This is a genomic window from Paenibacillus sp. FSL W8-0186 (assembly GCF_037969765.1).
Lineage (GTDB): Bacteria > Bacillota > Bacilli > Paenibacillales > Paenibacillaceae > Fontibacillus > Fontibacillus woosongensis.
Window position 1 is genome coordinate 1,288,051 of sequence record NZ_CP150207.1, and the last position, 12,865, is coordinate 1,300,915.

A 12,865-nucleotide genomic window follows, 5' to 3' on the forward strand; every position below is an offset into this window, starting at 1 on the left:
TAAGTCTATATTAAGGATTATTTATACAAATAAGGTATTGTACGACCTATAGGTTACTTGTATAATGATCAGCATTAGCGAGGTAAATATTACTAATTAATATGATTTTTGCTTTAGTAGGTGAACACATGAAGCTGCTTATTGTAAGTGGTGGGTTTCATAGAATCGTGACGCAGTATCTGCCTAAAAAGACAACAGTCATTCATCCCCATGCTCTTGAACTGCGAAATTTGTCGGATTATCTGAATGGCGGAAATCCTGTAGGCGACGGTATCCTCATAACGGATCAGGCCTTTACACAAAAGCCGGGCCTTGACCGGGAGCAGTTGAACGAGCTGCTGGAATGGATCGAGATTAACAGCGCCTCAAGGGTTCCCGTGATCCTCGTCACGCGAGATTTCATGAAGCCTTTTGAGCTGGGCATGCTGACGCAGCGATTTGACCACTTGAAGATTGTTGTCTGCGATACGGCGAGAATTCCGGCAGAAGTATTCCAGCGCGCCATTGAAGAAATGAGCCGGAATGGCACTGCCCCTATACATAATGATTTTAAGACAGAAGCCAAGTTTATGCACGAACCGCAAGCACGGCCGGGCCAAACCGAGAAGAAGCGCTCCTTCTTCGACCGTTTCCGCCCAAAGTCAGAGGCATCCGCCGAGCTGACGGCCACAGACCGTCTAACGAGGGACATTGCCAACATTAGCCGCGGGATCAGCAGAGTCGTTGCGGTTACCGGACATCGCGGCAACGGGTTGACCAGCACCGCCGTCAATTTGGCGCATGAAGCCAGCAAGCGGGGGCTGAGCAGCATCATTGTTGACATGGATGCGGAATACCGCAGCATGAATATGTATTTTAGCCGTTTTCATGATATGACGAACAAGGATGAGCAGATGAGCGCATCGCTGATCCGCACACTCGCCAGGCCTCAGGATTACATGACGACGGCTTTTAATATCCAAGACCAGCTCTGGCTAACCTCGCTTGGGTACTCCTTCAATGACCGCAAGCTGATGGAGCAATTCTATAACAGCGAGAAACTGGTAGGCTTGATTTCCGTGCTTCGAACCAAGTTTAATCTTGTATTGCTAGATATGCCGCTTGATTTGCTGCGGAGCTTTCAGGAGACGATGATCCATATCGACGTATTCGGCTTATGTATACCGAACAACTTGCATGCGGTCCTTAGTACGGCCCGAAATGTAGAGGTGGTGCTCGATCGGGAGAAGGCGTCTTATTTTAATGCCAAATCGAAGGTCATCGTGACGAAATACAACGACCGTTCCCGGTTCCAAGGCGCGCTATTTGCACCCGAAAAGGTGAGCGAAATACTCGCCTCGGGCATCAGCGATTCCTTTCAGTACGAAATGAAAACGGCCGGGGTTGTTCCTTACAGCGACGCCTTCGACGCGCAGATCGAGACGGATATTCCTGTGACGAACACGGGAGCCGAGTTTGAGAAGGCTTTTGGACAAATGCTTCTAAGATTAATGGAGGGTGCGTAGGCTCATGGACTTAAGTACGGTAAAAAGCGTCTCCCCTAACAAAAAACTGTTCAAAAAGATTTTGGCCCTACTGTTCAGTATTGTCGTAATCGTCGTGTCTTTTATCGTATTAAACAATGCCAACGAGGCGGCCAAGGACACGGTAGAGGTGCTGAAGGTCAGTCAAAGCGGGGGGATTCCGGCATATGTTGCTTTAACGGACAAACAAATTAAGAAATATGCCATCATCCGGAAGGAGTACACCGAGGATATGATTCTGGCTGAGGATCTGCCTTCCGTGACGGATAAATTTACGAAATACTATTTGCGGGACGGCAGCATTTTGTACAAGGATCAGCTCATGGAAGAGAAGCCTTTGCAAAATGAATGGCTGTACGAGCTCGGCGAGGAGCATGAGGTGCTTACATTGCCGTACAACTTCCTTGAGGCGGGCGGGGACATTCTCATGCCGGGCGATAAAGTGAGGATTCGCGTATCGTTCGAGCAGGAAGTGCCGGATAGCTCCGGCAATCCGAATGCGTTTGTCTCTACACGAACCCAAATGAAGACGGAGGTGCTGTTTGACAGCATCGAAGTCCGGGACATGCTCAATTCCAGCAGCCATTCGATTTATGAGGTATACAAAGAAGTGCTCAAGCTGAGCGAAGACAAGCGGCAGGAGGTCATGAAGAGCAACGACTTCTTGAAGAGCATTCAGCCGAGATCACTGCTCCTCGAAGGAACGAGGGAGCAAATCGATAAATTCGCCAAATATAACGGCTACGACGGGAAGAAATATTTGATTACGATACTGAGCCGCAAGAATAGCCAGGTTATTCTGGATCAGCTGCCTACTTTGCAAAGAGAGGTGGAGTCATGGATCAACACGACAAACTGAAGCTCGATGACGTGCTGAGCAAAATTTCGGCGAAGGAGTTAATGGGGACGGAGCTGCAGGACAGCAAGCTAATCTACAGCGTCGTCGGCTTTATCCCTGCGTGCGATATGGTGGACAACGCCCTGGTCATCAGCAATCTCGGTTATTTGCTGGCCCAGAAAGGCCTGAATACCTGCATCGTCGATTTGAAGGTGTTCAATCCGAACATTTACCACTACCTGGATGTGAAGCCCAGCAAGAGGGGGAACGGGCTGATAAGGGTGCTAAAAAGCGACAAGGTCGATTTCCGGGAGGAAATTCAGGCCACGAAATATGAACGCTTATACGTGCTGTCCCCAAGCCCGCATGACTTGCTTGAAGAATATTTCGATTTCGAATTCGAGCATTTGGAGCGGGTCATCGATACGCTCAAAGGGATGTTCGACATCATCCTGCTCGATATTCCGAACAATCCCCCGCTCGAGTTCTGTCTGGGAGCGATGAAATCCTCGCATGTCGGCTTTTTTACGGCTACGGAACGTATCGAGGCTCCCAGCAACATGACCCGCATGCTTGATTTTGCCGCTTCCGTCGGCATCAGCACGGCGAAATTCACGAGCGTTATTCTCATGAACGTTCAGGATATCAACTATGACTACAAAGGGTTCAAGGAGTTCGGCTTCAATATCGTGGCGTCCCTGCCGCTGATCAAAGCGGCCTATGCCTACTCGCTCGAGGGAAAGCTGTATGTTAGGGATAATCCTTTGGTGAACAAATATTTTCTGCGGGAAATGCGCAAATTGGCAGACATTCTCGGCAACCAGTAAGGGAGGGATCAGATCGAATGCTCACCCGTGCAAAAATCAGCGATATGCAGCAAAAAGTAGCGCACCAGATCAGCAAGCCTGAAGATATGGAGGAACTGAAAAATAAGTACACGACCATTCAGTTTGAGGAAGCGCTGGAGCTGTGCCAGAAATACATAACGAAAGTAGCAACCCACGCCTTTCGCCGGGAGAACGATCCTGCCCGCAAGCGCGAAATGACGAAGGCATATATCCATGAATTCGTGGATTCGCAGAAGCCGGTCGTCGAAGGATATTTTGAGCTGGTGGAATTGAAGCAGGCGCTGATCAATGAAATTACCCACTACGGACCGATCACGAAGGCGATGGAGGACCCAACGATTGATGAAATACGGATCAACGGCACCGATCAAATCTTCGTGGAGAGCGGCGGGAAGACGATTCCCTGGGATCAGCATTTTATCGACCGCGAGCATTTGGAGCGGATTATATCCAAGCTGCTCGGCGTTTCCAAGGTTCGGCTCACGCCGAAGATTCCGATGGTTAACGCCCGTACGATCGAAGGATACCGTGTGAATGCCACTCATGCCGACATCTCGCCTTATGACATGCCGGCAGTGGTGATCCGGAAATTCAGCAAGAAGAGTATTACCCCGGAAATGATGCTGCGAAATGAATCATTCTCCGTCAATATGTTCAAGCTGCTGTCCCTGCTGCCCAAAGCCGATCTTTCCTGGATTACGGTTGGGCCGACAGGCAGCGGGAAGACAACGCTGAACGAGATGATGGTCAAGGAGATCAATCCGCTTTCCCGGATCATTACGATCGAGAATCCTTCGGAGATGCGGCTGCTGCAGCGGGAGGGGAACAGCGAGCACGGGAGAATCATCAACGACGTGCTGCAATACGAATCGGTGCCGGATGACGATGACGCGAGCCCGGCGACGATGGAGAATTTGCTGATTAATGCCATGAGGCAGTCGCCCCATTGGATTGGCCCGGGCGAACTGAGAACGCCTGGGGAATTTGCGACCGCGCTGCGGGCGGCCCAGACCGGCCACTTCTTCTTCACGACACTGCATGCCGAGGGCGACCGGGAGGCGATTTACCGTTTCCTGACCGCCTATCTGATGGCCTCCAATGAGCCGGCGGAGCTGGCGCTTCGCAACATTTGCAGTGCCGTCAAGTTCATCGTGTTCCAGGAGAAGCTGGCCGACGGGACAAGGAAGGTCACTTCGATTTCCGAGGTGCTGGGCTCCGAGGGACTGGAGCCGATCGTTAATCCCATTTACAAATTCGTATCGGAGGACGTTCTGGAGGAGGAAGGAACTCACCGCGTGCTCAAAATCATCGGCAAACACAAACGCGTCGGCATGCTGTCCGAGAAAGTGCAGCAGACGATGATCAAAGCCGGCATCAAACGCAGCCGCTTCGAGTTTCTGACACAGCCGCCGGGGAAAGACGAAATAGAGGAGTACGGATTCGATGGATACCAATTCAATCATTAGTTTATCTTTGGGGATTGCCGCATTCATCGTGTTTAACGCCATATTCGAGGTCCGCTTCTTCGAAGGCACCGGACGGTTCTTTCTCGGCATGCTCGATACGCTGGCCGAGCATCTCGGCAGATACAATACGAAGCGCTATGTAGAGCGGGTCAAGAAGGAACGCATTGTTAAGCAGAAGGAAAATGTTTACGCCAAATACAACCGGCTTGTCGAGGGACTGATTCTCGACTTCAATCTGCCGCTGACACTGGAGAGCTTCACTTCGCTATTGTGCATCGCTTTTGCCATTGTGGTGCTGATCGTCGTCATCTTCATGAAGAACGTCACTCTGGCTGTAGTCGTGACCGTAGCGATATTCATCGGGCTGCTGACCTATTTCGTCATGCAGTCCAAAGCGATTAAGGCTGAGAAGCTGGAGAGCATCATGGATGCCGAGGATATCATTTGCCCTTTGGCGCGGGAAGGGGTGCTGGTCGCGATTAAAAAGGTAATGGAAAGCGACGAATACATCAAGCCGTCCATCCGCCCTTACTTCCAGCAGTTCATCGATAACTGCGAGAATAACGGATACTCGTTCAAGCAGGCCATTCTGCTGCTGAACCGTCAGCTCGGTCCCAAGTTCGACAATTTTGCCAAGAAGGCAATAGTCTTCGAATACAACGAACGGAAGGGCATGGCCGATATCTTTCTCGACATCGTGGATGAGAATGCGGTGCTGCGCGAAATCAATGCGCGGAAGGATCGGATTTTCCGGAAGATGAACCGGGACTTCTTGTTGAAGACCGTCATTATTGTGCTGTTCTTTCTATATGCCCTGTCGGTAGATGATTTCAGAGAATTCATGCTGTACAGCACCTTCGGCAAAATGATCAACACGGTCATGATTAGCATCATATGTCTCAGTTTTGCCCGCACGCAGGCGCTCCAGGGCAATCTGGGGCCGGGGAGTGACAGAAAATGACGATGCTTGCCAAACTCAGCGCGCTGGCCGCCATACTCTACTTGGTGAAGGTGTTCATTTATCCTTTTTTCAAGCCCGTGCAGGGAAAGCAGAAGAAGCGCAACCGCAGATATTTGAAGGAACGCAAGAATGCCCAATTTAATGACAAGTTCAAAGGCTTCAAGCGAAAATTTGCCGCCAAGTACGTCAGCAGGCTGCTTGGGAATGCAGAGCGCATCCGGTACCAGAAAATGATCGACCGGCTCGACCTGCCGATGAAACCCGAGGAGCTGCGGGCGGAGCAGATATTTTATGCCGCGGCTGGGGTCGTTGTTACGGCCATATTTATGAGCGCCAACCTGCTGCTAGGTTACGTCACGGCGATATTCATCATTCTCGGCTGGCTGTACCCCATCTCCGAAATGGAGCAGAAGATCGAGCGCAAGAACAAGAATATCGCTTTCGATTTTCCGGCCTTTTACAGCATGGTGTACTACCAGTATTCGAAGTCGGTCAATATTTACCTTGCGGACGTCATCCGGGATTACCTGCCAAACGCCAATCATGATATGGCGGAGGAGCTTGGCGTCATGCTCGACAACATTGAATACGGCGAGGAATATGCGCTCAAGCAGCTGAAGAAACGGGTGCCGATCCATTACATCATTAAATTTTGCGACTTAATGGAGACCCGGCTCAAAGGCTATGACAATATATCGCAGATGGTATATCTCAAGAATGAAGTAGACAGCTACCGGATTCTAGCGTTAGAAGAAGATTTGGAGAAAAGGCAGCGAACGAATTCGCGGATTCAGCTGGTTCTTATCCTCGTTCTGGTCGTTTACATCGCCATCTACTATTTATTCACTATTTTGGATTCTATCAAAATGTTTCAATAAACCGGAAGATTTCAAACGAAGATAAAAAGCATGGGAGGGCATTGGTTATGGAATATCAAAATCGCAAGCGGCACAGCAAGCGGGAGGACGAGAAGAAACTCTCCTTCTGGAAGGAGGAGCGCGGAGATATTGGCGTGAAGCAAATCGCTGTCACCGTTGGTGTGATCGTCATCATCGCCGTAGCTGTTACTTTAATCCGGAACACCTTCTTGGAGCAATGGATCAAAGAGGTGTGGGAGATGTTCATGAAAGCGATCGAGGACATGATGGCTTAATGCAGGCGACTACATAAGGCACAGGTGAAATAAAATGCGCGCATTCGCAAAATCGATTCTCGTCTCTATTCTCGTTTCGATCGCCATTTTGTTGTTTACGAACTTTATTTATTTTTTTCCCTGGTACATGACACTAGTGGTGGAAACCTTCCATTTGTCTCAGGTCGTGGCCAGCGATAATTACCTGAAGAACGAATACAAGGAAGATACGCTCAGGAAGCTGAGCGACCGCCCGGTGTACCGGGACAAGGCCGATCAAATCGTCATTTCCGCCGAAAAGGAAGGGGGAGGCGAGCATTCCGCTGAAGGCGGCGACGCCTCTTTATATGAAAACGCCTCGGATATCGAGAAGCCCTACAAGCAGCGCGGGCATCCTGTCACGGTAACGATCAAGGCGGTATACCCGCTAAGCATCAAGCTGTGGGGGGAGAAATACGAACGGGAGATTCCGGTTTCGTTCACCCTGACAACGACGGGACTCAAGCATTATAAAGACTTGATTTACTATGAAGAGGACTACTGGTAAAAGAGACTATGAAAAATATAGCTATAGCCATGCTGCTTCTTTTACTGCTATCGGTATTACTGGAGCCGATGGTGGAGCTGATGTATTTGGGAAAAGAGAAAATCGTGCTGGGAACGGCCCTTGGCAATGCCGCGCGTTCAGCGAAGGATCGCAGTCTGATTTATGAGTCTCATAGAGATTTGGATGCGAGCGTCGACGAGGAGAAATTCGTAGAGTATTTTGCGGAGGCATTCGGCGATGCCTTGAAGCTGACCTGGACGAATCAAGGGCTGAGCACGCGTGAGCTCACCTTTGCCTCCGCGAACGGCAAATACAATGATTTCACGGTAACCGTCGAGTTCAAGGAAGAAATGAATGAAGCGACAGGGCAGCTGGTGACGGAGGTCGAGCTGAAGGCGCAATCGGAGTACAAGTTCCAGACCAAATATTTGCAGCTGGCCGAAGATGCCGGACAGGATGTCGCTTATCAGCTCGAATCCGAGCGGATGCTCATATTGTCGGTCAAGAACTGAGGGAGGGGAAAAAGCAGATGGACTATGTCGTAGTAACGTTTCAGGCTGGCGAGGGCTTCGCGAAGGAATTGAAGGTGCCTGCCTTTGTAACTTCCGGGGAACTGCTGGCGATGCTGTCCGACGCGCTGGGCCTGTCCATCACTCCGGAGCATCGGCTGCAGGCCGAGCCGCTGGGGCGCATACTTGACCCCGCCCGGACGCTGGAGGAAGAAGGCGTGGCCTTCGGAGCACTGCTGACTCTCATTTAGAAGGAGGTGGACCCGCGTGAATGTCAACATCAGCACGGGAGGCTTGATCTGCGGGGCTCAGGACAAGCTGCTGCTTGCCGATATCCGCCATTATTCCGGCACGCATATGCAGAGCCGGTTCTCCGGCGATAGTACCCTCTTGGAAGGCGTGTTCTGGTTCATGAATCCTAGGGGAGATCTCGTTTATTACAGTGACCAAAGCCGGGGGAACCGATTGTATCTCCTGGATCTATTATCAGGAAGTACTCAGCTGCTCATCGACCGTCCTTGCTGCGGCCTTGTCCTAAGCGGTGACTGGCTCTATTACAAGAGCGAGACCGATCATAAGCTGTATCGCTGCCTGACCGACGGGACGAAGGAATCACGGGTGACCGATGAACCAGTCGAATGCTTTGTCGTGGAAGGAGAGCAGGTGTATTACGGAACTCAGCAAGGAATCCGGTCGTGTCACGTTAGCGGGAGCAGCCGCGAGCAGCTCTCGGAATCCGTACCAGCCCATTTGTTGAAAATCGGCGACGACTTGCTATTCGCCGACACGAAGAACCAGTACTTGCTGACTGCTCTGCATCTGCACACAGGGGAAGCGCAGGTCTATGCGGATGTGTCGCCGAATAGCCTGAATAGCGACGGACGTTACATTTATTGCGCCAACCGCAGCAATGACAGCTCGGTGTATCGCATCGATCCGGACACGGGCAGCAAAATCCGCATTTGCGGGGACAGCGCCGACCATATTCATATTCTGGGCGATACGATCTATTTCAGCCACCGGTTCGAATGGTACAAGATGTCGCTGACCGGCGGCCAAGCGGAGAAAGTCATTACGGAGTCGTGAGGTAAATATGATTAACGAAAAATATGAATTTAGCCGTCAGCCCCGTTTCTTGCCGGAAATGCCCAGCGGAGAAATCGAAATTCCCAATCCGCCTCATGCGTACGAGAAGCCGGAAATATCCTGGTTCACGTTATTGGCTCCGCCGGTCGTGATGCTGGTCATTACATTACTGCTCGCCTTGACTTACCAGTCGATGTTCATGATGCTGTCCATCGCGATGACCGTCATGACGCTGATCGTGTCGCTTGCTACCGCTGCTTCGCAAATCAAGAAGTACCGAAAGAAGAAAAAAGAGCGCGAGCAGAAGTATTTGCAATTTATCGCAGATACCCGCAGCGAGCTGATGTTGGCCAGAGAACAGCAAATCAAAGCCATGAACGAGATGAATCCGGAGCCTGCGGCTTGTCTGCAGCGCATTCAGGACATCGATAACCGGCTGTGGGAGCGAACGCCATCTTCACCGGATTTCCTGTCGCTTCGTCTTGGGGTAGGCAGCGTCCCTGCGGCGCTGCACATCAAATATACGAAGCAGGCGATCATCATGGAGAGCGACCCGCTCATCATGGAGCCGCAGAGGCTGGCCCTCGAATTTGAGCGGGTTCAGGATGTGCCGGTGTCGATCAATCTGATGGCTTCGGAAATTTGCGGCATCGCCGGAGAGGAAGAGAAGACGTTCGCGATGGTCACGCAGATGCTGCTGCAGCTCGTTACGCATCACGGATACGACGATGTGCGCATCGTCGTGCTGGCTGCAGAGGAAGGGCTGGAGAAGTGGAGCTGGCTCCGGCAGCTGCCGCATCTGTGGACGGACGGCTTCGATGCAAGGTTCCTCCTCTGCGGCAAGGCGATTGCGCATCAGGTGCTCGGCGGGCTGCACGAAGTGCTGAAGGAACGGGAGCGTAAAGAGGTAGCCGGGAGTCCGCTGCCGCATTTCGTCTTCATCGTGGAGGATCCTACGCTTCTGGAAGAGGAGCCGATCAATAAATACTTGTACAACAAATGCGCTTCGCTTGGGGTGTCATCGGTATATATCGCCAAGAATCAGGCTTATCTGCCGATGAACTGCAAGCAGGTCATCGTCCTGCAGGGCAAGAACGGCGAGCTGGCTGACCGGGAGTCCGGCGAGAAATCGACATTCATCCCGGATCAGGTTCCCATGCGGCAGCTGGAGGAGGCCGTGCGCCGGATGGCCCCGCTGCGGATCAAAAATTCGAGCGCGAGCTTTGCGCTGCCGACCTCGCTGACGCTGCTGGATATGCTGCAGGCCAAGACGACCGGGGAAGTCGATCTGCTGTCCCGCTGGACGAGAAACAAGCCGTTCAAGGGCATGAGCGTGCCGATCGGGATCAAAGCCGGAGGCAGCCTGTTCCATCTTGATATGCACGAGACCGGCCACGGTCCGCATGGCCTGGTAGCCGGGACGACGGGCTCCGGGAAAAGTGAGCTCCTGCAGAGCATCATCATTTCCCTGGCGATCAACTATCATCCGCATGATGTCGTGTTCGTGCTGATCGACTATAAGGGCGGCGGCATGGCGGATATTTTCAAGGGCATGCCGCATCTGGTCGGGACGATTACCAACCTGGGCGGGAATCAGACGACACGCGCCCTCTTGTCCATTAAGAGCGAGCTGATGCGGAGACAGCGTGTGTTCTCGGAATTTGGGGTAAATAACATAGACAGATACCAGAAGCTCTATTACAGCCAAAACGAGGATGGCCGCATGCCGGCGATTCCTCACTTGATCATGATTGCCGACGAGTTCGCCGAGCTGAAGCAGGATCAGCCGGAGTTCATGAAAGAGCTGGTCAGTACCGCGCGGGTCGGCCGAAGCCTCGGCGTCCATTTGATCCTGGCGACGCAGAAGCCGGCAGGTGTCGTGGACGACCAGATTTGGAGCAACTCCAAATTTAAAATCTGCCTGAAGGTTCAGGACGAGGCCGACAGCAAGGACGTGATCAAACGGCCGGATGCGGCGATGATCAAGGAGCCGGGCCGGGCGTATATCCAGGTGGGCAACGACGAGATTTTTGAGCTGTTTCAATCGGCGTATTCTGGGGCGGATTACGACCCGGAAGGAGAAATGCTCAAGAGCGAGAACCGCACGAAGCGCATTTACGAAATTTCGCTTCATGGGCGCGCCGAGCAAATCTATCCGCTGGAGGAGGAGAAGATTGCGCTGAAGGAAATGCCTTCTCAGTTGAAGTGCATGGTTGAGCACATTATCTCCTTCTCGGAACAGAGCGGAGTACAGGCGCTTAAAGGGCCTTGGCTCCCGCCGCTTCCAGATACGGTGTACCTGGACGATTTGTACGCTCCGGGAACCGGGCTGAATATGGAGCTTGGCTGGCCTGGGGAAGAAGCGATCCTCAGCGCACCGATCGGCCTGGTGGATGATCCGCGGGGCCAGCTCCAGGAGCCGCTCATGATCGATTTTGCGGCCGAGGGCAATCTCTTCGTGTACGGTTCTCCGGGCACAGGCAAGACGTATCTCCTGAGGTCGCTGTGCATGTCGCTGGCCTATAAGTATTCGCCGTCCGACGTTCATTTGTATGTCATGGATTTCGGAGGTTCCTCCTTCAAGCTGTTCGAGCGCCTGCCGCATTGCGGAGGAGTTATGACGCTGGAGCAGGAGTCGACGATCCAGCAATTTGTCTTATTCCTGTTCAGGGTAATGGATGAGCGCAAGAGGCTGTTCGAGGAAAGCCAGAGCGATGGCTTTAACGATTACAGGCTTAACGGCGGGAAGCTCCCGGCCATCGTACTCGTCATCGACAACTATTTCGCGCTGTCGGAGACTTACGAGGAAATCGACGAGAAAATGGTTACCTTGGCCCGCGAAGGCTCCAAGTTCGGCATTTACATGGTCGTGACGGCGACGAACAGCTCCCTTGTCCGCTACAAGCTGTCCGTGAATTTCAAAATGGCGGTGGCGCTGCAGCTCACGGATAAAGGGGAATACGCCAATATCGTCGGGCGGACGGAAGGCCTGGAGCCGGCCAAGGTGCCTGGGAGAGGCCTGGTTAACGGCAAGCCGCCGCTCGAATTCCAGACGGCGATTCCGGAGTTCAGTGAGCGGAGCATGGAAGAGCTTATTCAGGACTTCGAGTTCTTCGCCAAGGAGAACCTGGTTGAACCGGCAACGCCGATCCCGATTATGCCTGCCAAAATAGACATGAGAGAGATCAATCAGGGCGGAGAGCTGCTGGCCATCGGACTTGGCGACCATGACCTGATGCCGGTCTATGTGGATCTGACAGTGACTCCGGTGATCATGATCGCCGGCGACGCGATGTCGGGCAAAAGCACGCAGCTTGTCTCATGGATCAGCATGCTGGACGAGAAGCTGGGTTCGGACCGGCTGGAGGTCTATGCGCTCGATTCCAGCTCGATGGGAATCTATGAATTGATGAAGCTGCCTTGCGTAACGGATTTGTCGCAGGTCGAGGATATGTACGACTTCATCGATGCGGTCAAGCAAGAGCTGGACGACCGGCGCGGCAAATTCCTGGCGGCAAGACAGGCGAACGGTGACCTGAACGCGCTTGTCCGTTCCTGGAAGCAGATGATTTTCGTCATCGATAACTTAAGCGAGCTAACCAACGGGGATCAATATTCGCTCAAAGAATTGATCGAGCGCATCGCCAAGCAGGAACGCGGCATGAAGGTAGCCGTTATCGCGGCGGACCAGACCTCGGAGCTCGCCAACAACTGGGATAGCCTCGGCAAGGTGCTGCGGGAGGAGCAAACCGGCCTCTTGCTCGGCAGCCTCAAGGAGCAAAGCCTGTTCAATACGAGGTTCCCGTACGGGAGCCAGGAGAAGGACATGGAGCTTGGGGACGGCTATTTCATTGTGAAGAACAAATTTACGGGTCTGCGTACGGCCACATTCTCGCGGCAGCAGGAGAAGGTCATGATCTAGAGCATCCGGGCAAGCCGATTCGTGGAGGAGGGG

12 protein-coding genes are annotated in these 12,865 nt (G+C 52.5%); all 12 read left to right on the forward strand.

Going from position 1 to position 12,865, the window contains the following annotated elements:
- The first annotated feature begins 128 nt into the window (after positions 1-128).
- Genes MKX50_RS05455 through essC form a run of 12 tightly spaced genes read left to right on the forward strand, consistent with a single transcriptional unit; the run spans position 129 to position 12,832 of the window.
- Positions 129-1,505 (forward strand): hypothetical protein, encoded by a 1,377-nt coding sequence (locus MKX50_RS05455; protein ID WP_339158661.1) that lies wholly within the window; start codon positions 129-131, stop codon positions 1,503-1,505.
- A 4-nt stretch (positions 1,506-1,509) separates the two neighbouring features.
- Positions 1,510-2,382, forward strand: a complete 873-nt coding sequence (locus MKX50_RS05460; protein WP_339158663.1) for a hypothetical protein — start codon at positions 1,510-1,512, stop codon at positions 2,380-2,382.
- The gene (locus tag MKX50_RS05465; protein ID WP_213592881.1) at positions 2,361-3,188 is read left to right on the forward strand and encodes a hypothetical protein; all 828 of its coding nucleotides are present in this window, start codon (positions 2,361-2,363) and stop codon (positions 3,186-3,188) included. Before MKX50_RS05460 ends, MKX50_RS05465 begins: the two co-directional genes overlap by 22 nt.
- Positions 3,189-3,205: 17 nt before the next feature.
- Positions 3,206-4,675, forward strand: coding sequence for an ATPase, T2SS/T4P/T4SS family (locus MKX50_RS05470; protein ID WP_339158665.1), 1,470 nt, complete (start codon positions 3,206-3,208; stop codon positions 4,673-4,675).
- Positions 4,653-5,636, forward strand: a complete 984-nt coding sequence (locus MKX50_RS05475; RefSeq protein ID WP_213592879.1) for a hypothetical protein — start codon at positions 4,653-4,655, stop codon at positions 5,634-5,636. The genes MKX50_RS05470 and MKX50_RS05475 overlap by 23 nt, the downstream gene beginning before the upstream one ends.
- Complete coding sequence (locus MKX50_RS05480) at positions 5,633-6,514, forward strand: hypothetical protein (protein WP_283927232.1); 882 nt, start codon at positions 5,633-5,635, stop codon at positions 6,512-6,514. The genes MKX50_RS05475 and MKX50_RS05480 overlap by 4 nt, the downstream gene beginning before the upstream one ends.
- A 47-nt stretch (positions 6,515-6,561) precedes the next feature.
- Positions 6,562-6,789 (forward strand): hypothetical protein, encoded by a 228-nt coding sequence (locus MKX50_RS05485; protein WP_339158667.1) that lies wholly within the window; start codon positions 6,562-6,564, stop codon positions 6,787-6,789.
- 34 nt (positions 6,790-6,823) lie between these two features.
- The gene (locus tag MKX50_RS05490; protein WP_213592873.1) at positions 6,824-7,315 is read left to right on the forward strand and encodes a hypothetical protein; all 492 of its coding nucleotides are present in this window, start codon (positions 6,824-6,826) and stop codon (positions 7,313-7,315) included.
- Between the two features lie 8 nt (positions 7,316-7,323).
- Entirely contained in the window at positions 7,324-7,827 is a 504-nt protein-coding gene (locus MKX50_RS05495; RefSeq protein WP_213592871.1) for a hypothetical protein, read from the forward strand.
- Positions 7,828-7,844: 17 nt separating this feature from the next.
- Complete coding sequence (locus MKX50_RS05500; protein WP_213592869.1) at positions 7,845-8,075, forward strand: EsaB/YukD family protein; 231 nt, start codon at positions 7,845-7,847, stop codon at positions 8,073-8,075.
- A gap of 16 nt (positions 8,076-8,091) precedes the next feature.
- Positions 8,092-8,910 carry a DUF5050 domain-containing protein gene (locus MKX50_RS05505; RefSeq protein ID WP_283927234.1) on the forward strand — a complete coding sequence of 273 codons (819 nt, stop codon included), beginning with the start codon at positions 8,092-8,094 and terminating at the stop codon, positions 8,908-8,910.
- 7 nt (positions 8,911-8,917) lie between these two features.
- Positions 8,918-12,832 (forward strand): type VII secretion protein EssC, encoded by a 3,915-nt coding sequence (gene essC, locus MKX50_RS05510; RefSeq protein WP_339158669.1) that lies wholly within the window; start codon positions 8,918-8,920, stop codon positions 12,830-12,832.
- Positions 12,833-12,865: the final 33 nt, after the last annotated feature.